The 18,398-nt window shown below is 60.4% G+C and carries 17 protein-coding genes; 15 read left to right on the top strand and 2 right to left on the bottom strand.

The window, feature by feature from the left end:
• Positions 1 to 15 precede the first annotated feature (15 nt).
• The 11 genes from KR227_RS10780 (at position 16) to KR227_RS05745 (ending at position 10,355) form a co-directional block, all read left to right on the top strand.
• Positions 16 to 150: a hypothetical protein gene (locus KR227_RS10780; RefSeq protein WP_255549107.1), complete on the top strand. Its 135-nt coding sequence runs from the start codon at positions 16 to 18 to the stop codon at positions 148 to 150.
• Positions 151 to 285: 135 nt separating this feature from the next.
• Positions 286 to 2,391 carry a S9 family peptidase gene (locus KR227_RS05790; RefSeq protein ID WP_218364260.1) on the top strand — a complete coding sequence of 702 codons (2,106 nt, stop codon included), beginning with the start codon at positions 286 to 288 and terminating at the stop codon, positions 2,389 to 2,391.
• Position 2,392: 1 nt separating this feature from the next.
• Positions 2,393 to 3,010 carry a 5,6-dimethylbenzimidazole synthase gene (gene bluB / locus KR227_RS05785; RefSeq protein WP_218364259.1) on the top strand — a complete coding sequence of 206 codons (618 nt, stop codon included), beginning with the start codon at positions 2,393 to 2,395 and terminating at the stop codon, positions 3,008 to 3,010.
• Between the two features lie 60 nt (positions 3,011 to 3,070).
• On the top strand, positions 3,071 to 3,760 hold the full coding sequence (locus KR227_RS05780; protein ID WP_218364258.1) for a DUF2334 domain-containing protein: 690 nt from the start codon (positions 3,071 to 3,073) through the stop codon (positions 3,758 to 3,760).
• 9 nt (positions 3,761 to 3,769) lie between these two features.
• Entirely contained in the window at positions 3,770 to 4,249 is a 480-nt protein-coding gene (locus KR227_RS05775; protein WP_218364257.1) for a glutathione peroxidase, read from the top strand.
• Positions 4,250 to 4,395: 146 nt separating this feature from the next.
• Complete coding sequence (locus tag KR227_RS05770) at positions 4,396 to 4,683, top strand: hypothetical protein (protein ID WP_218364255.1); 288 nt, start codon at positions 4,396 to 4,398, stop codon at positions 4,681 to 4,683.
• Positions 4,684 to 5,013: 330 nt separating this feature from the next.
• Entirely contained in the window at positions 5,014 to 6,456 is a 1,443-nt protein-coding gene (locus KR227_RS05765) for an aromatic ring-hydroxylating dioxygenase subunit alpha (protein WP_218364253.1), read from the top strand.
• A gap of 39 nt (positions 6,457 to 6,495) precedes the next feature.
• Positions 6,496 to 7,056 carry an aromatic-ring-hydroxylating dioxygenase subunit beta gene (locus KR227_RS05760; RefSeq protein ID WP_151549887.1) on the top strand — a complete coding sequence of 187 codons (561 nt, stop codon included), beginning with the start codon at positions 6,496 to 6,498 and terminating at the stop codon, positions 7,054 to 7,056.
• Between the two features lie 31 nt (positions 7,057 to 7,087).
• Positions 7,088 to 8,110, top strand: coding sequence for a VOC family protein (locus KR227_RS05755; protein ID WP_218364251.1), 1,023 nt, complete (start codon positions 7,088 to 7,090; stop codon positions 8,108 to 8,110).
• A 4-nt stretch (positions 8,111 to 8,114) separates the two neighbouring features.
• A complete protein-coding gene (locus KR227_RS05750) occupies positions 8,115 to 8,837 on the top strand; it encodes a putative quinol monooxygenase (RefSeq protein ID WP_218364249.1) in 723 nt (240 codons plus the stop codon).
• Positions 8,838 to 8,966: 129 nt separating this feature from the next.
• Positions 8,967 to 10,355, top strand: a complete 1,389-nt coding sequence (locus KR227_RS05745) for an MFS transporter (protein ID WP_218364247.1) — start codon at positions 8,967 to 8,969, stop codon at positions 10,353 to 10,355.
• Between the two features lie 42 nt (positions 10,356 to 10,397).
• Here KR227_RS05745 and KR227_RS05740 read toward each other — a convergent pair whose 3' ends face one another.
• Entirely contained in the window at positions 10,398 to 11,384 is a 987-nt protein-coding gene (locus KR227_RS05740) for a sialidase family protein (RefSeq protein ID WP_218364246.1), read from the bottom strand.
• A gap of 432 nt (positions 11,385 to 11,816) precedes the next feature.
• Between KR227_RS05740 and KR227_RS05735 the strand changes: the two genes are divergently transcribed.
• Both KR227_RS05735 and KR227_RS05730 read left to right on the top strand, forming a co-directional pair.
• Positions 11,817 to 13,208, top strand: a complete 1,392-nt coding sequence (locus tag KR227_RS05735; RefSeq protein WP_218364245.1) for a GntP family permease — start codon at positions 11,817 to 11,819, stop codon at positions 13,206 to 13,208.
• A complete protein-coding gene (locus KR227_RS05730) occupies positions 13,209 to 13,766 on the top strand; it encodes a gluconokinase (protein WP_218364244.1) in 558 nt (185 codons plus the stop codon).
• Between the two features lie 193 nt (positions 13,767 to 13,959).
• On the opposite strand, the gene KR227_RS05725 is transcribed toward KR227_RS05730, so the two are convergent.
• Positions 13,960 to 14,454, bottom strand: a complete 495-nt coding sequence (locus tag KR227_RS05725) for a ferritin (protein ID WP_218364243.1) — start codon at positions 14,452 to 14,454, stop codon at positions 13,960 to 13,962.
• Positions 14,455 to 15,051: 597 nt separating this feature from the next.
• Between KR227_RS05725 and nrdF the strand changes: the two genes are divergently transcribed.
• Positions 15,052 to 16,065: a class 1b ribonucleoside-diphosphate reductase subunit beta gene (gene nrdF / locus KR227_RS05720; protein ID WP_218364242.1), complete on the top strand. Its 1,014-nt coding sequence runs from the start codon at positions 15,052 to 15,054 to the stop codon at positions 16,063 to 16,065.
• A gap of 327 nt (positions 16,066 to 16,392) precedes the next feature.
• Positions 16,393 to 18,087, top strand: coding sequence for a cytochrome c oxidase subunit I (ctaD, locus tag KR227_RS05715; RefSeq protein WP_218364241.1), 1,695 nt, complete (start codon positions 16,393 to 16,395; stop codon positions 18,085 to 18,087).
• The last annotated feature ends 311 nt before the right edge of the window (positions 18,088 to 18,398 follow it).

The raw sequence follows: 18,398 nt of genomic DNA, 5'->3' as shown, positions 1-18,398 counted from the left end.
GAAGAGAGGAAAGTCATGGGAATCACCGAAATTTTGCTCATAGCTCTAACCCTGCTTCTGTTCATCGCGGTGCTCTACGGGCTCTACTGGATGGCCACGAAGCTCAACTCGGTTGAGAAGAAACTCGACGAGAATCTCTCCCGACGCTAAACAGCGCGAAACAGCGTCCCCGCCGGCCCGCTAGCGTGCGGACAGGGCGGGGCGGGGGCAGCAGGGTAGCGTCGATAAGCCTCGGCAGTCACCGGCGGGGAAGGGGACTGGGCCTCATTTGTAGAATGTGGGGTTATGACCGTACAGCCCCCTGTCGCTGATATCCGACCGATCACCCGCACCCACCATGGCCGCAGCTTTGTGGACAACTATGAATGGATGCGGGAGAAAACCGCCCCCGAGACAATCGAGTATCTCAACGCGGAAAACGCCTATACCGAGCAGGAAACCGCGCACCTAGCACCGCTGCGCGAGGCGATTTTCTCCGAGATCTCCTCCCGCATCAAGCAAACCGATATGTCCGTGCCCTCGCGCACGGAGAAGTACTGGTATTTCGGGCGCACCGAAGAAGGCAAGTCCTATGGGCGCTCCTGCCGCATCCCCGTGGAGGACGATTCCTGGACCCCGCCGGAGATCCACCCAGATAGCCCGCATCCGCGCGAGGAAGTAGTGCTGGACATGGACGCCCTCGCCGAGGGCCATGAGTTTTTCTCCCTCGGGGCGATGGTCGCCACCCGCTCTGGGCGCTATGTGGCCTATTCCACCGATACCAGCGGCGATGAGCGATTCGAGCTCGTGATCAAGGACCTCAGCACGGGCGAGCTGCTCCCGGACCGTATCGCCGACACCTTCTACGGGGCGTTGTTCTCCGAGGATGAGCGCTATATTTTCTACACCCGCGTCGATGAGGCTTGGCGCCCCGACTCGGTGTGGCGTCATGAGATCGGCACCGACGCCGCCGCAGATGTGCGCATCTTCCACGAACCGGACGAGAAGTTCTGGGTGAGCATCGGGAAAACGCGCTCCAATAAGTATCTGGTGATTGACGACTCCTCCAAGCTCACCTCCGAGCAGTGGGTGTGCCCGATGTCTGATCCCACCGGCGACTTCGAATGCGTCATGCCCCGCACCTCCGGCGTCGAGTACGGGGTAGATCACGCCGTGGTGGGCGGCGAGGACCGCTGGCTGGTGCTGCACAACGCCACCGGCCCCAATTTCGCGCTGGGCTGGGCCCGCGTGGGTGAGCTGAACACGGTGGAGGACCTCCACGAGCTGCTGCCGCACCGCGAGGACGTGCGCCTCGAGGGCGTGGACTGCTTCGCTGAGCAGCTGATTCTCAGCTACCGCAGCGCGGGGCTGGCGCGGCTGGCCATCATGGCCCTGGACGGCGCCGACTTCGGGAGTTTCGCGCCGATCGAGTTCGATGAGGAGCTCTACTCCGCCGGGTTCGGCTCCAATGCGCTGTGGCACGCCCCGGTGCTGCGCATGGGCTATAGCTCCTACACCACACCCACCCAGGTGCTGGACTATGTGGTGGCCACCGGCGAGCGCATCGTGCGCAAGGAGCAGGAGGTGCTCGGCGGCTATGAGCGCGATGACTACACCGCGACGCGGGAATGGGCCACCGCCAGCGATGGCTCGCGCATCCCAATCTCGCTGATTCGTCGCGCCGATCTGGACCTCTCCCAGCCCCATCCGACCATGCTCTACGGCTATGGCTCCTATGAGATGTCCAATGAGCCGGGCTTTTCCGTTTCCGCGCTATCGCTGATGGATCGGGGCATGGTGATCGCCATCGCCCATATTCGCGGCGGCGGCGAGATGGGGCGCGCCTGGTATGACGAGGGCAAGATGCTGAAGAAGATGAATACCTTCACCGACTTCATCGCCTGCGCCGACTACCTGCTGGATTCCGGCATGACCACCCCGCAGCAGCTGGTGGCCCAGGGCGGCTCCGCGGGCGGGCTGCTCATGGGCGCGGTGGCTAATCTCGCCCCCGAGAAGTTCGCCGCGATCCAGGCGATTGTGCCCTTTGTGGATCCGCTGACCTCCATTCTCATGCCGGAGTTGCCGCTCACCGTGACCGAGTGGGAGGAGTGGGGCGATCCTTTGCACGATGCGAAGGTCTATGACTACATCGCCACCTACGCCCCCTACGAGAATGTGTGCGCCCAGAACTATCCCAATATCATGGCGATCACCTCGCTCAATGACACCCGCGTGCTCTACGTGGAGCCGGCGAAGTGGATCGCGAAGCTGCGCGCTACCGCCACCGGCGGCCAGTTCCTGCTCAAGACCGAGATGGTTGCTGGTCATGGCGGTGTCTCCGGCCGCTACGACAAGTGGAAGCAGACCGCCTTCGAATACGCCTGGGTGCTCGACCAGGCGGGGGCAGCCTAGCATGGAGCTTTTCGACGCCATCTCCCGGCGCCGCGATGTGCGGGCCGAATACACCGGCGAGCGTATCGACGCCGACTCCCTGCGCCGCATCCTCCACGCCGGCCATGCGGCCCCCTCGGTGGGCAACTCCCAGCCTTGGGACTTTGTGGTGGTGCAGGATACGGCCCGTCTCGAGGCCTTTGCCGCGCACGTGGCCGAACGCCGCCGCGCCTTCGCGGACTCGCTGCCAGCAGAGCGCAAAGAGGTATTCAACCCCATCAAGATCGAGGGGATTCGCGAGTCCGGCACCGGGATTGTGGTGACCTATGATCCGGAGCGGGGTGGGCCGCATATTTTGGGTCGCCACACCATCGATGAGACTGGGTTGATGAGCGTCACCCTCGCCATCGAGAATATGTGGCTCGCTGCGACCGCGCTGGGCCTGGGCATGGGCTGGGTGAGCTTCTACGAGGAGGACTTCCTGGCCGACTTCGTGGGCTGTACAGGCAGCCAGCGCCCGGTGGCCTGGCTGTGCGTGGGGCCAGTGAGCCACCTTGAGGAGGTGCCGGATTTGGTGCGCTTCGGCTGGAACCACGGCCGCAGCCTCGACGACGCCGTTCACCAGGAGCGCCTGCCCTAGCGGCTAAAACCTGTGTCCGCTCGCGCTGCGGGCGCGGCGCTGGGGTGCGATAATCGCGCTATGCATCCCACGCTGCTGGTTTCACTCACCTCGGTTTTCGCTAGCACTATCGACGATGCGGTCGCGTTTGTGGAGCGGTGTCAGTGCCGGGATCTGCCGGTGTCCATTCTGGTGGCGCCGCGGATTGAAGAGTGGCGGCTGAAGCGCGATCGCGCCACCCAAGAGTGGCTGCGCGACTGCGCCGAGCAGGGCCATGCCCTCGTGCTCAACGGATTCGACGCCTCGGTGCAGGGCCGCCGCACCGAGTTCGCCACGCTGCCCGCCCACGAAGCGCGGCTCCGACTTCGTGGGGCGCTGCGGCTGATGGACGATGTCGGTTTCGCGCTCGACCTCTTTGCCCCGCCCCGCTGGCGCATGTCCACCGGCACCCTGCAGGTGCTGCCCGAGCTGGGGTTTCGCGGTGGCGCCTCCACCAAAGGTATCTACGACTTTCACACCGGCCGCTTCGTGCGTACCCGCAATCTTTCTGTGGGTGAAGGCTATGGCAGCGTCTCGTGGTGGCGCAGCAGCATCGTCAAGGCCGCCCGCCGCGGTGCCGCCCGCGGCAATACAGTCCGGTTGTCTATCTCCGCCCGCTCGCTGGCGACACCCGGAGCGGAACGCGACTTTTTCCACGCCATTGACGCCGCTACCGGCTATGGTGCCGAGCCACACACTTATCGCAGTATCCTCGATCGTTCCGGTGCGTAGGCTGGGAGCATGAGCACTTTTTATGACATTCCCGTGACCACGATCGATGGCAAAAAGACCACCATGGGCACCTGGGCTGGCCACGCCCTACTGATTGTGAACACCGCCTCCGAGTGCGGGCTCACCGAACAATACGAGGAGCTGCAGGAGCTCTTCGAGGAGTACATGATGCGGGGCTTCTATGTGATCGGCATGCCCTGCAATCAATTTGGGGAGCAAGAGCCGGGCAGTGATGCCGAGATCGCCGAGTTCGTGCGCCAGGACTTCGGAGTGGAGTTTCCGATGCTCGCCAAGGCCGATGTGAACGGTGAGGGAGCGCATCCGCTCTTTGCACACCTGAAGGAAAAGACCGGGGGAGAGGACATCTCCTGGAACTTCGAGAAGTTCCTCGTGGATGACTCCGGCGAGGTCAGCGGCCGTTTCGGCCCCAAAACCGAACCCTATGACGACGATCTCATTGCGGCACTCGAAGAGATCCTCCCCATATAGATACGGACCTTTTCTACCAGCGGATTTGCAATAACGGGGCCTTAGTGAAAAGATGAGAGCTAAGAGAGTTTCCCACCGGGAAACTGATCGCTCCCAGTCGGGGGCGATCCCTTAAGGATCTGATTGAAAGAAAGGCGTGTTTAAAGATGACTCACGTACACGAGAACCACGACCACGAGCACGGCCAGGACTGCGGACACACCGCCTTCACTCACGGTGATCACACCGACTATGCCCACGACGGCCACATCCACCGCAAGGTCGATGGCCAGTGGGTCGAGTGCGAGCAGGATGCTCACACCGTCCACGAGGATCACGATCACGAGCACGGCGAGGGCTGTGGCCACGAGGCTGTGGAGCACGGCGATCACGTGGATTACATCCACGATGGTCACCGCCACGCCAAGCACGGCGACCACTGGGACGATCACTAAGCATCGTTCCGGCGAGGGGCTTCAAAACCCCACGTTGAATCGCTAGTTTACGTACACGCTTTAACCGGCACCTACCACGGGTAGGGGCCGGTTTTTGCTGTATATGCGCAGCTTATGGCTGGTGTTGTTCCGCCTATCGGAAAAGGGTCACAGTGGTGAGTGCCGCCTCGTTATGTTGTTAGTTACACAGTGACCTACAGCACATAATCGGTGTTTGTTGGGTTGCATCTCAGCCCATAACAACAGTCATTCGATTCCATCGCTTCCGTGTGGGGAGACAGGTCCCGCGCATCGCAGCGGAGTCGATAGACAACGAGGAGGCAGCCAGTAATGGTTGATATGACGAAATTGATCGACCCCGTCGGGGGATATGTCTCTGGAAAGATCTTTGCCGACGATGAGATCTACTCCCAGGAACTCGAGCAGGTATGGAAGCGCACGTGGGTGTTCCTCGCCCACGAGACGATGCTGCCCAAGAAGGGCAGCTATATCCAGACTTATATCGGCGAAGATCCGGTAGTCGTCGTCCGGCAAAAAGACGGTAGCGTGCGCGCATTCATGAATCAGTGCCGCCACCGCGGTATGCGGATCTGCCGCGCTGATCGGGGACAGGCCAAGAGCTTCATGTGCTCCTTCCATGGGTGGGCCTATGGACTGGATGGCACCCTCGTGAGCATTCCGCACGAGAAAACTGCCTACCCGCAGGGAATTGATAAAACCAAGCTCAGTGCGGTGTCCGTGCCGCGTATCGAGAATTACAAAGGCTTCATTTTCGGTTCGTGGGATGAGACGATCCCGCCCTTGGAGGAGTATTTGGGCAACGCCAAGTATTACTTGGATGGCTACATCGACCGCTACGCGGGCGGCATGGAAGCTATAGCCGTGCACAAGTGGGTGCTGCCGGCGAACTGGAAGTTCAATGTCGAACAGCCGACCAGCGATATGCAGCACTCCGAGATTTCCCACGTCTCCGCAGTGGAGGCGTTGGCCAGCGGTTCAGACACCTTCGACCGCAAGAAAGGCCGGGAGAAGATCCCCACCGGTCGCCAGTTCTTCAGTCCATTTGGTCACGGCGGCGCGTGGTTTGGCCGTCGTGGAAAAGAGATCCCCAACACCACTCCCAGCCTGATCGAATGGGAAAACAGCGTGCGCTCCTCCATCGAAGAACGCTTAGGCGAGTTCCGAGAGGTGCGAGGGCACATGAATGTCTTCCCCAACTTCATGCTGCTGGGCAACTACACCTTCCGTGTTACCCACCCGCGTGGGCCGCATGAGATGGAGATTTGGTCCTGGGCTTTCGTACCGAAGGACGCCCCCGAGGAAGTAAAGGAAGCCATCCGCATGGACGTGATGCGGACCTTCTCCCCAGGCGGAATGTTCGAGCAGGACGACGCCGAAAACTGGGAGGAGATGCAGCGCATCCTCCGTGGGGCCAAAGCCCGCGAGACCGGCTTCACCTACAACATGCGTGGGGTGGATGTCAGCCAAGACGAGGATGGCTACCCCGGCGGATCCACTGCTCACGTCTACTCCGATAACGCCGCGTTGAACATGTACGGCTTCTACCGCGACATGATGAACGGCCACAGCTGGGAAGAACTGGTCGAGATGCGCTCCGGCACGCCGGAAGTGGCCGAGGCCGACTTCAGCGCCGTCATGCCGGACGACGCAGACAGCAAAAACATCTCCGCCGAAATCGATATCGACGCCGAAAACGCAAAGGCCGCCCGTATCGAGGCCGCTGCCGACACGGCCGCCGCGGCCAGCAGCTAGCGCAGCCACAGCCACCCGCAACATTAACGAGGAGCACCCATGGCCACAGCATCTCAGCCAAGTTATATCGCTAATCGCCGCCCACTTGTGGATGCAGATACCGAACGACGTCTGCAACGATTCCTCTTCGACGAGGCAGAACTCATTGACAACATGGAGTGGGATGATTGGCTCACCTGCCTACATCCAGAGATCTGCTATTGGGCACCGGTTCGTGAAAACCGCGTGTACCGCGAGCGCAAGCACGAGTTCTACCCCAAGGGGACCTCGGTGTACTTCGAGGAAAACTGGGAATTTCTTCGCCAGCGTGTCTTTCGGCTCCAGACCCAAACCGCGTGGGCGGAAGAGCCCGCCTCCCGCTCACGCCACCTCATCACCAATATTCGCGTAGACGCCCGTGAGGACGGCGATTACGACGTGCGCTCGAATTTCTTCATCTACCGCAGCCGCGGCGAGCGTTCTCAAGATCACATCGCTGGTGAACGTCGCGACATCATTCGTCGCGATGACTCCGCGCCTTTCGACTTTCTCATCCTCGAGCGTGAGATCCGTTTCGATATGGCAACCATCTTGGTCAAAAACCTCAGCCTGTTCTACTAGCCCTGCCCGAGAAAGGACTCGGTATTCACCCATGAACACCACTATTTTGAATCGCATTGGCGTCGTGGTCTATGACCTCGATGCCGCGGTCCGCTCCTACGAGAAGATCTACGGCATCACCTCCTGGGAACGCGGCACCCACGCCCCCGAAGACGGCATCAGCTATGGTCGCCACAACACCGAAACCCCCGGTCGTTGGGCCTCAGCGGTGGGGTCGAATGAGAACCTCACCTTCGAGCTCATCCAACCGTTGAGCGGTGAATCTCCCTTTAATGAGCATCTGCGAACCAAACGTGAGGGCATCTGCTTCATCCAGGTAGCTGTTCCCGAGCTCGCAAACGACGCCGCTATCACGCACCACTTCGCCGAGCTAGGTATTAGACAGGCCTACGCCGCTACGGTGGACGGCACCCAGCGCCGCTTCTATGACACCCGCACCGAACTGGGTGGATTTATGGTGGAGATGGTATCGGAACAGCGCCCCATGGGCGGCGCTGCGAGTACGGACGCGCTCCTTCCGACCGAAGGCATCTATCACTTCGGTGTGCTGGTCCACGATGTGATGGCCACTCTCGAACACTATCGCGCTATCTTCGGCATTCAGCGCTATGAGATGAAGACATGGGAAACTGGCGCCGGGCGGCTGGATCGCTCGCAATATCGTGGCGAACTGGTGGACCACGGCTATTTCACCGCGCAAGGTGCGTGCTCTAACTTCGCCTTCGAGATCATCGAGTGTAATCACGGTCCCAGCCACTACAACCGCGAATTCTTCGATATTCGCGGCCCGGGCATCCATCACGTATTTACGACTATGACCACCGACTCCGCGGAGTGGGACCGCATTATTCACACCGCTGCTACAGTCGGCTACGAGCTGTGCATGGGCTCCCCATTGCGAGGCAACGCCGCCGAGTTCGGCTATCTCGACACCTTCGACGATCTCGGTGGCTACCTGGTGGAAATCGTGGTGCGACGCCGTACCCCTGATCCTGCGTATGCATCGCCCGACTGGGTGATCGACTACTCCACTCAGTTGGACAAGGAGTGCTGAAGCGATGCTACGGGTACTTCATGAGATCGCCGATCCCGCTGCCCACGGCATCGATCCCGAGGCGCTGCGTACCGAGATCGCTCACCTGCGCGAGCAGCTTCCTAGCGCCGAGCTTTACCGCAGTCTCGTTCCTGGGGAGCCTGCCCTTGCAGTGAGTATCTTGGTCGCGGATGAAACCAGCTGGAGTGGGGTAGTGCGCGCACGCGAGAGCTATCCCACCTATCACCAGCTACTGCGTGCAGTTGGCGCCGAGATCTACGCAGCGGAGTCCTTCGCGGTCCAGAACGGCCAATGGGTCAGCGAGGAGACACTGACAGAGAACTCTGATTCGGTGATTTTCTGGCCAGGTGACGCCCCAGTACGTATCGCTATTCACAATGCTGTGCAGGACAATCCCGAAATGCGTGCACTCACAGCGACCGAAATCGCCGATACTCGCCGCGAACCCGGCTGCGAGAGCTATTGCTGGTACGAGAACGTGGAGCTGAAGAATCACCTCTTGCTGCTGGAGCTGTGGAGCGATCAACAGATCTATGACCTGCACTGGTTCGGCCGGATGGACACCGGAGATTATCGCGGTGACTCTGGCCGTCAGCCCGGCGAGATGTATCGCGGCCAGCCCAGTCGCGAGTTCTATCGCTATCACCACTTCGACTACCACTACGGCCGACTACTACCGCGCCGGGCAGCGCATAACTCCCGCACCGTGCGCTGGTCTGCCCGTTAAACCCAAGACGAAACACAGTGGTGGGAACGTTCGTCCCACCACTTTTCATCCCCCACCGTATTGTCGCGCCGTTCCTGCCGACAACAAATCATGCAGGAACGGCGCGTTATTCATACCTTGGAGAAAATTATGTCTACTCCCGATTCGGCTGTGCTCCGCAGTACGGCAGATAAGCGTCGCGCGCTCATCTCCTCCTTCCTCGGCAGCACCGTGGAATACTACGACTTCCTGCTGTACGCAGCTGCCGCGGGACTGGTGTTCCCGCAGCTGTTCTTTTCCACGCTCTCGCCGGCAATGGGCACGACCCTGTCTTTTGTCATCCTGCTCACCGGCTATATCTCTCGCCCCCTTGGGTCCATGGCCTTCGGACACTTCGGCGACAAATATGGCCGGAAGAACGTGCTGGTTATCACTCTGCTCACCATGGGGTTGGTATCAGTCGCTATTGGGTTGATGCCCAGTGCAGACGATGTGGGCATCATCGCCCCCATTGTTCTGGTGGTGCTGCGTGTGATCCAAGGCGTCGCGGTCGGTGGCGAATGGGCCGGTGCCACCCTCATGGCCATGGAACATTCGGAGGACGGTAAACGTGGTTTCGCAGCTTCGATTGCTATCGCCGGTGGGCCTGCTGGAGCGGTACTCTCCACCTTTGTGTTGGCGATCTTCTCCTCTATGTCGGGCGACCACTTCGCCGATCCTTCTCAGTACTTTGTCACCGACTGGGGATGGCGAGTGCCATTCCTCTTCTCCGCTGCGATCGTGGTGATCGGGCTCTATTTGCGCTCCCAAGTAAAAGAGTCCCCTGATTTCGAGGCCGCTCGCTCCCGCGGTGATGTGCACACGGGTGCCCCACTGGTGAAGATCCTCACTACCTCCCATAAGGAGCTGTTGCTCGGCACCCTTGCTGCCTCGGGTGGACTGTTTATCCAAGGCCTGCAGGCCGCCTACCTCGTGCCCTATCTGGTGGCTTCCACCGCGGACAATCCGCATCCGATCACGCGCGAAGACGGCCTCATGATGGTCACCCTCGGCTCCATCATCGCCATTTTTGCCATGCCCTTCGCTGCGCATCTCAGTGATCTTTTCGGTCGCCGGCGCGTCATGCTGGCCGGTGGTGGCTTCACCATTGTGGGGCTGTGGATTACGCTCATGTTGTTAGACAGCGGCGACCCAGTACTGGTCTGGCCTGCACTCATCGCCTTGGTGGGGGTGGTGCAACCCTCCCAATACGGTGCCATTGGAGCGTTCATCTCGGAGAAATTCCCTCCAGAACAGCGCTACACCGGATCCGGCTTGGCGTTCCAACTCGGCGCTATTCTGGGCGCTGGACTGGCCCCGCTGGTGGCTACCCGTTTGACCCAACTCGATCAGGGCCTAGTGCCGGTGGCTATCTATGCCACGGTGATGATGGTGATCTCGACCGCCGCGATCGCGCTCTCACGTACGCCTTCTCATACCGCAGAGGTGGTAATCGATAGTCCGCCCCAGCCCAACCCGCAGCTCACCCGACACGGCTAGACCGCCTGCACGAGAACACGCGCTACGGCCGTGGTGTCCTGCTTATTCCCACTCGGCGAGCGGTGGGGTGTAGAGCTCTGCGAGGCAGCCGTCGCTTTCGAAAACCACCAGCAGTCGCTCGTCCACTCGGAGGGCGTCGCTATAGCCGAAACTGCCGGTGGTGAGCGGGAGGGTGCTGCCATCGATCATGTTGCTCAGCGCGCCGGCACGGCGCTGCTGGCTATCGCTCGGGTGCAGTAGCCACGGCCCGAGCTGGGTGCCATTGCAGCCGGGATCTTCCAGCTCGCGCACCTCTACCGGGCTAAAGTGCAGGCCATCCGCGCTTGTTGCCCAACAGCGTCGTCCCGCGCCGCGCCCTTCGAAGCCCTGCACGCGGGCGTTGAGCACAATGCGCCCCCGATAGATCGAGAGGCTGGTTTCGTCCAGATTGAGCTCAGGATGCGCAATCGGTTCGGAACAGGCGCGAACGTCCGTGCCGACCACATGCGCGATACGGATATGGGTGCGTTCACCCTGCCGCACGACATAGGGCAGCAGTGCTGCACCTTCCCACGTGATAGTAGAGCCCGAGGTGGCGAAGAGGGCATCGGCCTCCCAGCGCTCGTACAGCTCGTCAAGGCGACGGTGTACCAGTTCTTCGGGGGAGGGGCCGCTGGCCACCCACGGCTCGAGGCGCGGGCCATGCCGCGTGGAGGAAATATAGGACACGGGGCCACTGACCGAGGCATAGGCCACCGTCAACCGGCCCTGGCTCGAAGCCACACAGGCATCGCTGGATAGTGCCGGTCCGCCCTGTAGTGCGCGGGGTGCGGACCACTGCTCGGCGGGGCCGCGGACGAGATATGCCAGCCGATTGGGATTAGGCAGATCCGAGGCCATTACTTCGCCATTGAAGTCCGAGCCAACGCCGTGTGGGGGACGGGGGCGTTGATCAAAGAAGCAATACAGGATGTTGTTATGGCGCACGAGGGCCGGAATCCGAACCTCTCCATCGGCGGTAGGAGAGAGGATGCGACGAGAGCGAATCACCGTTTCATTATGAGCGCGCTGTGAAGCCGAATATCACTCTGGCACCTGTGATACTTCCCTCTTTTCTGTAGTCCAAGAACATTACTGCCGGTTTATTGCCGAGAAAATGCAGGACACTGCCCTTGGGGGCGAACGTGCTGGGGTCAGCGAGCCGTCTGGGTCGATGAACGGGGCACATAGCTTTTCCCAAGGATAGAAATAAGGGGGCACTGAGCTGCGAAAACGCTAAATAGATGGGGTTGAATGTTGGGTTATTGGCACTCATTACCCCTCTTTAAGGGGAGGCGTTGTCTGGTTGTTCATAGCGGGTGATAAAAGAGATATAGACCTCTTTTCTGTGCGTTCGTGGATTAATCACACGCACCCGACATTCCTGCTCTCATATCCGCCATCGTGGATTCAGGGGCGGGACCATAGCTGAAAAGGATTTCTATGGAAACGTGGGAACAAACACTCGGGGCCGGGCCATTGCTCGGTATTGCCGCGGGTGCCATCGCGCTCATTCTCTTTCTCATCATCGGGCTGAAACTGCACGCATTTTTGGTGCTCATTCTGATTTCTGCCGTCACCGCACTCGCCACTGGTATCCCCGTGGCCGAGATTCCTGGGGTGATGGTCTCCGGATTCGGCTCCACATTAGGAAGTGTGGCGCTACTGGTGGGGCTTGGAGCCATGCTGGGCCGGCTGGTGGAAACATCTGGCGGTGCTCAATCCCTGGCTGATGTACTCATCCGGCGTTTCGGTGAAGACAAAGCGCCCTTCGCGCTCGGTGTGGCGTCGCTGTTTATCGGCTTCCCCATCTTCTTCGACGCCGGTTTGATGGTCATGCTGCCCGTGGTCTTTGCCGTGGCTCGTCGCCTTGGTGGCCCGATTCTGCTCTACGGCCTGCCCGCCGTGGGCGCCTTCTCCGTGATGCACGTGTTCATGCCGCCGCACCCGGGTCCGATCGCTGCCGCAGAGTTCTACAACGCAGATGTGGGCGTCACCCTGCTCGTCGGCCTCATCATGGTGTTCCCCCTGTGGTACATCACCGGTTATGTCCTCGCGAAGGTGCTGGGCCCGAAGTACAACCTCCCCGTGCCGGAGCTACTCACCGGTGGTCCCCTGGATCACGATCAGCCGGCCAAGCCGGCCTCTGCGGGTTCCGTCGTGGCCCTGCTGGCCATCCCGCCACTGCTCATCTTCCTTAACACCGGCACCTCCATGGCGGTAGCCGAAGGCTGGATCGACGCAGATTCGTCCCTCGTAAGCATCGGCTCCTTCTTTGGTAATACCGCTATTGCCCTGCTGATCGCCACCCTTATCGCCGCCTATGTGTTGGGTACGCGCCGCGGGCTCGACCGCAGCGCCATGGAGAAGTCCCTCGATGGTGCACTCGGCCCGATCTGCTCGGTGGTGCTCATCACCGGCGCCGGCGGCATGTTCGGCGGTGTGCTGCGCACCTCCGGCATTGGTGATGCTGTGGCCAGCTCCATGGAAGGCATCGGTATTCCCGTGATTCTCGCCTGCTTCCTCGTCGCCGTCGTGCTGCGCGTGGCGCAGGGCTCGGCCACTGTGGCTCTTACGACCGCCGCCGCACTCATGGCCCCGGCGGTTGCCGCAGCCGGCTATAACGAATGGCAGCTGGGCACCATCGTGATGGCCACCGCCGCCGGTTCCGTCTTTGCCTCGCACGTCAATGACTCCGGCTTCTGGCTGGTGGGCCGCCTCATGGGCATGGACGTGGCCACCACGCTCAAGACCTGGACGGTGAACCAGACGCTCATCGGTATCGTGGGCTTTGCCTTCTCCTACATTCTGTTCCAGATTGGAGCGCTACTTTAAATGACAGCTCAGGCTAGCGGCACGACCTCAACCCCCACCGTGCGTCACATCGTGTGCATGGGTGTCTCGGGCACCGGAAAATCGGTGGTGGGGGAGTATCTCGCCGCGGAACTCGGGGCGGTATTCGCCGATGCGGATAGCTTCCACCCGCAGGCCAATAAGGCCAAGATGGCAGCGGGTATCCCGCTCACTGACGAGGACCGCTGGCCATGGCTGGAGAATCTGCGCCAGTGGATCGCCGATCAGGATAAAGATGGCGTGACCACAGTGCTCGCCTGTTCCGCGTTGAAGCGCTCCTACCGAGACATTCTCGCGGCTGGGGCCGAGGGTGTGTTCTTCTTACACCTCGTGGCCTCCAAAGCGATCACCGCCGAACGCATGAATGCCCGCGCTGGGCACTTCATGCCGGCCAGCCTCCTCGACTCCCAACTGGCTACCCTCGAAGACCTCGACGACGATGAGTTCGGCGAAGAGGTGTCCAATAACGGCAGCTTGGAGCAAACACAAGCCTCGGCACTGCGCAGTATCGCCGAGCACTCGCCCGAGGCCACGCCCTAGCGCGCGAGCCGCTGCCCGCCCAGGGCGGTGGCCGAGAGACACACAACAACCCCCGATTCCCAGCTGCTGCTGAGACGGGGGTTGTTCTATGCCTTGAGGTCGGCGTCGATAAGCGTCTGCTGTGCCGGTGGCACCAGATAACGCGAACCGCCGCGCCCCGACTGTGCGGGAACGCGGCGGTGAGGTGAGAGATTTAGCCCTCGGAGTTCAGCTCGGCGTCGACGCGCAGGATGCCTGCGCCGTCCTCGCCGGCCACTGCGAGGCGATCGATGATCTCGGAGACGGTGGCCTCCTCCTCGATCTGCTCGTCGAGGAACCAGTTGAGCATCGGGCGGGAGTCGAAGTCAGAGGCCTCGTCGGCGGCACGAACGAGATCGCGGATCATTTCCGAAACCTTCTTCTCGTGCTCGAGAGCCAGCTTGAAGGCGTCGATGGGCTGGACGACCTTCATCTCCGGGACGCTGACGGTGTTGATCTGGGGAACAACACCGCGGTTGAGCAGGTGGTTCGAGAAGCGCTCGGCGTGGCCCATCTCCTCGACGGAGTGGTTACGCATCCAGGCAGCCATACCGGTGAGGCCCTTGTTCTCGAGCTCGTAGGAGAGCTGGAGGTAGATCATCGAGGCTTCAATCTCGGCCGTGGTCTGATCGTTGAATTTCTTTGCGAGTTCTTGTGGAAAAGTTGTCATGCTTCAAATAGTAGCACCATCCACCCACTAATGTTTAATTCACTGCTCGCTTCCCCAGATTTATAAAGTATGGTTTACCTGCATGTTCGCGGTTAGTAAAGCCTAATATAAGCGCGTCCAACGCAGTGATGAACGTTAATAAAACATTTATTAAAGCCTTTAATTGCCGGACGATCGGGGGTCGTTAATATTGTTTGTGTATTTCTCTATGTCGGTATTCACATGAATCTATATGTCGGCGGGCGGCGAAGAAGGTGAGCCTTGCTCTCTCACCGAACGGGGGTAGTCCGGCGGCAGGAGCGGGGTATGGGGTGTCGATATCGTTGATAGGCAGTGTCCTGCGCCGGACCGAAACCGGCGCTGGGGGAGGGGGCGCATGGGCGCGCAGCGGTAGTGCGAGAGGGGCGTGCGGGGGTTAAGCTAGGTGCTCTGATTGTGGGGCGCACGATCGTCCCCACGGCTATAGCACCGATTGTTGTATGTCCTCCATGCGCACCGTCGTGTCCACGCTCTCTACCGAGTGAAGCGAGGGCACGGCGTGTGCGCCCACGTGTCGCGCAGAGGCGCGACGTTGCTAGATAAGAAGGGAAAGAAACCATGGCGGTTCATCCTGAAGCCCAGACTCCCGTGCATATCACCTCGGGGGAACCTGGCCGCGCCACTCCGGTGCAAGCTATTGACTGGAACACCATTCCCGACGAGAAGGACCTAGAGGTGTGGGATCGCCTCACTGGTAACTTCTGGTTGCCGGAGAAGGTGCCGCTGTCGAATGACATCAAGAGCTGGAGCACGCTCAATGAGCTGGAGCAGCGTGCAACCATGCGCGTGTTCACCGGTCTCACCATGCTGGATACGATCCAGGGCACCGTGGGTGCCGTGTCGCTGATCCCCGATGCGATCACCCCGCATGAGGAGGCGGTGTACACCAATATTGCCTTCATGGAGTCGGTGCATGCGAAGAGTTACTCCTCTATCTTCATGACGCTCTCGTCCACTGCGGAAATCAACGATGCCTTCCGCTGGTCCGAGGAAAACGAGAACCTCCAGAAGAAGGCCCACCTCATCTTGGACTACTACAAGGGTGATGATCCGCGGCGGAAGAAGGTGGCCTCCACGTTGCTGGAGTCCTTCCTCTTCTATTCGGGCTTCTATCTGCCGATGTATTGGTCCAGCCACGGCAAGCTGACCAACACTGCCGATGTCATCCGCCTCATCATTCGCGACGAGGCTGTGCATGGCTACTACATTGGCTATAAGTATCAGCGCAATCTCGAAGCGATCACTGAGGCAGAGCGTGCGGAGCTGAAGGAGTACACCTTCGACTTCCTCTATGACCTCTATGAAAACGAGATCGAGTACACCGAGGATCTCTACGATGATCTCGGCTGGACCGAAGATGCCAAGCGCTTCCTGCGCTACAACGCCAATAAGGCGCTGAATAATCTTGGCTATGAGGGGCTCTTCCCGGCCGATGAGACGCGAGTGTCGCCGGCCATTCTCTCCGCGCTCTCGCCGAACGCCGATGAGAACCATGACTTCTTCTCCGGCTCTGGCTCGTCCTATGTGATCGGCACCGCCGAATCCACCACGGACGATGACTGGGACTTCTAAGTCTCAGGAGGCTTGCTCGGGCGCGTCGATCAGTGCCATGCTTATCGACGCGCACCTATCGGCCGAGCTAACCCCCCTTTAGGTGTAGCCTCTCCACAAAAAATGTGTTCGACGTCACCATCCCTAAGCATTTTCTTAGGTAGAGCGGCGATCGGTGCAGCGGAAACCCCATTCTGGTTTCTAAAAGTGGTGGTAGCCGCTAAGGTAGGGGCAAGTCCAGATCCTAGGAGGACTGGCAGAAAAACTTATACTTCCCTTAAGATACGGAGTGTATGAACGTCGGCGGTGGGGGTTTATCTCTCAACGCCACCTAGTCAGGAGGAAATTATGACCGCTGTAGCGCCACGGGTCGACCAACCGGTCGCGCCCACGCGGCCTGCGCCTACAGGTCACGCTCGCAAGGGTAATCTGGCCTGGCGGATGCTAACCACCACCGACCACAAGGTCTTGGGCATCATGTACATCATCGTGTCCTTCACCTACTTCTTTGTCGGCGGTTTGATGGCACTGCTTATCCGCACAGAGCTCTTTGAGCCTGGCCTTCAGATGCTGTCGAATGAGCAGTTCAACCAGCTGTTCACCATGCACGGCACGGTGATGCTGCTGCTGTACGGCACCCCCGTCGTGTGGGGCTTTGCTAACTACGTCATGCCGCTGCAAATCGGTGCGCCGGACGTTGCCTTCCCGCGCCTGAATGCCTTCGGTTTCTGGATCACCACCGTCGGTGGTCTCGTTATGCTCGCTGGATTCCTCACCCCTGGTGGTGCTGCGGACTTCGGCTGGACCATGTACTCGCCGTTGAATGACGCCATCCACTCCCCGGGCATCGGCTCGGACTTCTGGATCGTGGGTGTGGGCGCCACCGGTGTCGGTACCATTGCCTCGGCTATCAACATGCTCACCACCATCCTGTGCCTCCGCGCCCCGGGTATGACCATGTTCCGTATGCCGATCTTCACCTGGAACATCTTCGTTACCTCGGTGATCGCACTGCTGATCTTCCCGCTGCTGACTGCAGCTGCTCTGGGCGTTCTTTATGATCGCAAGCTGGGCGGCCACATCTACGCTCCGGGTAACGGCGGCGCTCTGCTCTGGCAGCACCTGTTCTGGTTCTTCGGCCACCCTGAGGTCTACGTGCTGGCACTGCCGTTCTTCGGTATCGTCTCCGAGATCGTGCCGGTATTCTCCCGCAAGCCCATGTTCGGCTACGTTGGCCTGGTCTTCGCGACCCTCTCCATCGGCGCCCTGTCCATGGCTGTGTGGGCCCACCACATGTTCGTCACCGGTGCCATCCTGCTGCCCTTCTTCTCCTTCATGACGTTCCTCATCTCGGTTCCGACCGGCGTGAAGTTCTTCAACTGGGTGGGCACGATGTGGCGCGGTCACATCTCGTGGGAGACCCCGATGATCTGGACCATGGGCTTCCTGGTGACCTTCCTCTTCGGTGGTCTGACCGGCATTATGCTGGCCTCCCCGCCGCTGGACTTCCACATCTCTGAGTCCTACTTCCTCATCGCTCACTTCCACTACACCCTCTTCGGTACCATCGTGTTCGCATCCTGCGCTGGTGTGTACTTCTGGTTCCCGAAGATGACCGGTCGTATGCTGAGCGAGGGCCTGGGCAAGATCCACTTCTGGCTCACCTTCATCGGCTTCCACGGCACCTTCTTGGTTCAGCACTGGCTGGGCAACATGGGTATGCCGCGTCGTTACGCCGACTACCTTGAGTCCGACGGCTGGACCACCCTGAACCAGATCTCCACGGTGTTCTCCTTCGTCTTGGGCCTGTCCGTGATCCCGTTCATCTGGAACGTGTTCAAGTCCTGGCGCTACGGCGAGATCGTCACCGTCGACGATCCCTGGGGTTATGGCAACTCCCTGGAGTGGGCAACCTCCTGCCCGCCCCCCGGCCACAACTTCACCTCGCTGCCGCGTATCCGCTCCGAGCGCCCCGCGTTCGAGCTGCACTACCCGCACATGGTTGAGCGCATGCGCAAGGAAGCACACGTCGGCCGCCACTAGGCACCGCGTTCGAGGGATACAACCTCCTAGAAACCTCCTCGACTAAGGCGTTACCGTCTGGATCCACCTCATCGGTGGCCGGGCGGTAGCGCCTTTTGTGCGTTGTGCACCACAGCCATTCGCCCCCGTATGGGCCTAAAAAGGCGGCTTCACGCGGCATAACTTCAGGAAAACACCGTGCAAGCGGGTAGCGTGAGGAATTTGTCAGAGCCATTAGCCCGCCTTCCACGCGCCTAAAGCGCCTCGGGAGGGGCATCGACATCTCGAAGGACAGCAACTACCGTGATCACCTCGGCGCTTGCCACCAGCAC

This window comes from Corynebacterium sp. TAE3-ERU30, assembly GCF_019209925.1.
Classification (GTDB): Bacteria; Actinomycetota; Actinomycetes; order Mycobacteriales; family Mycobacteriaceae; genus Corynebacterium; species Corynebacterium megadyptis.
The sequence above is the reverse complement of the archived record's forward strand: the minus strand, read 5'-3'. Positions and strand labels throughout refer to the sequence as shown.

Bases quoted from the DNA above. Each gene is read 5' to 3' on its own strand.
- KR227_RS10780 (WP_255549107.1), top strand. From the start codon at position 16: ATGGGAATCACCGAAATTTTGCTCATAGCTCTAACCCTGCTTCTGTTC.
- KR227_RS05790 (WP_218364260.1), top strand. From the start codon at position 286: ATGACCGTACAGCCCCCTGTCGCTGATATCCGACCGATCACCCGCACC.
- bluB (WP_218364259.1), top strand. From the start codon at position 2,393: ATGGAGCTTTTCGACGCCATCTCCCGGCGCCGCGATGTGCGGGCCGAA.
- KR227_RS05780 (WP_218364258.1), top strand. From the start codon at position 3,071: ATGCATCCCACGCTGCTGGTTTCACTCACCTCGGTTTTCGCTAGCACT.
- KR227_RS05775 (WP_218364257.1), top strand. From the start codon at position 3,770: ATGAGCACTTTTTATGACATTCCCGTGACCACGATCGATGGCAAAAAG.
- KR227_RS05770 (WP_218364255.1), top strand. From the start codon at position 4,396: ATGACTCACGTACACGAGAACCACGACCACGAGCACGGCCAGGACTGC.
- KR227_RS05765 (WP_218364253.1), top strand. From the start codon at position 5,014: ATGGTTGATATGACGAAATTGATCGACCCCGTCGGGGGATATGTCTCT.
- KR227_RS05760 (WP_151549887.1), top strand. From the start codon at position 6,496: ATGGCCACAGCATCTCAGCCAAGTTATATCGCTAATCGCCGCCCACTT.
- KR227_RS05755 (WP_218364251.1), top strand. From the start codon at position 7,088: ATGAACACCACTATTTTGAATCGCATTGGCGTCGTGGTCTATGACCTC.
- KR227_RS05750 (WP_218364249.1), top strand. From the start codon at position 8,115: ATGCTACGGGTACTTCATGAGATCGCCGATCCCGCTGCCCACGGCATC.
- KR227_RS05745 (WP_218364247.1), top strand. From the start codon at position 8,967: ATGTCTACTCCCGATTCGGCTGTGCTCCGCAGTACGGCAGATAAGCGT.
- KR227_RS05735 (WP_218364245.1), top strand. From the start codon at position 11,817: ATGGAAACGTGGGAACAAACACTCGGGGCCGGGCCATTGCTCGGTATT.
- KR227_RS05730 (WP_218364244.1), top strand. From the start codon at position 13,209: ATGACAGCTCAGGCTAGCGGCACGACCTCAACCCCCACCGTGCGTCAC.
- KR227_RS05725 (WP_218364243.1), bottom strand. From the start codon at position 14,454: ATGACAACTTTTCCACAAGAACTCGCAAAGAAATTCAACGATCAGACC.
- nrdF (WP_218364242.1), top strand. From the start codon at position 15,052: ATGGCGGTTCATCCTGAAGCCCAGACTCCCGTGCATATCACCTCGGGG.
- ctaD (WP_218364241.1), top strand. From the start codon at position 16,393: ATGACCGCTGTAGCGCCACGGGTCGACCAACCGGTCGCGCCCACGCGG.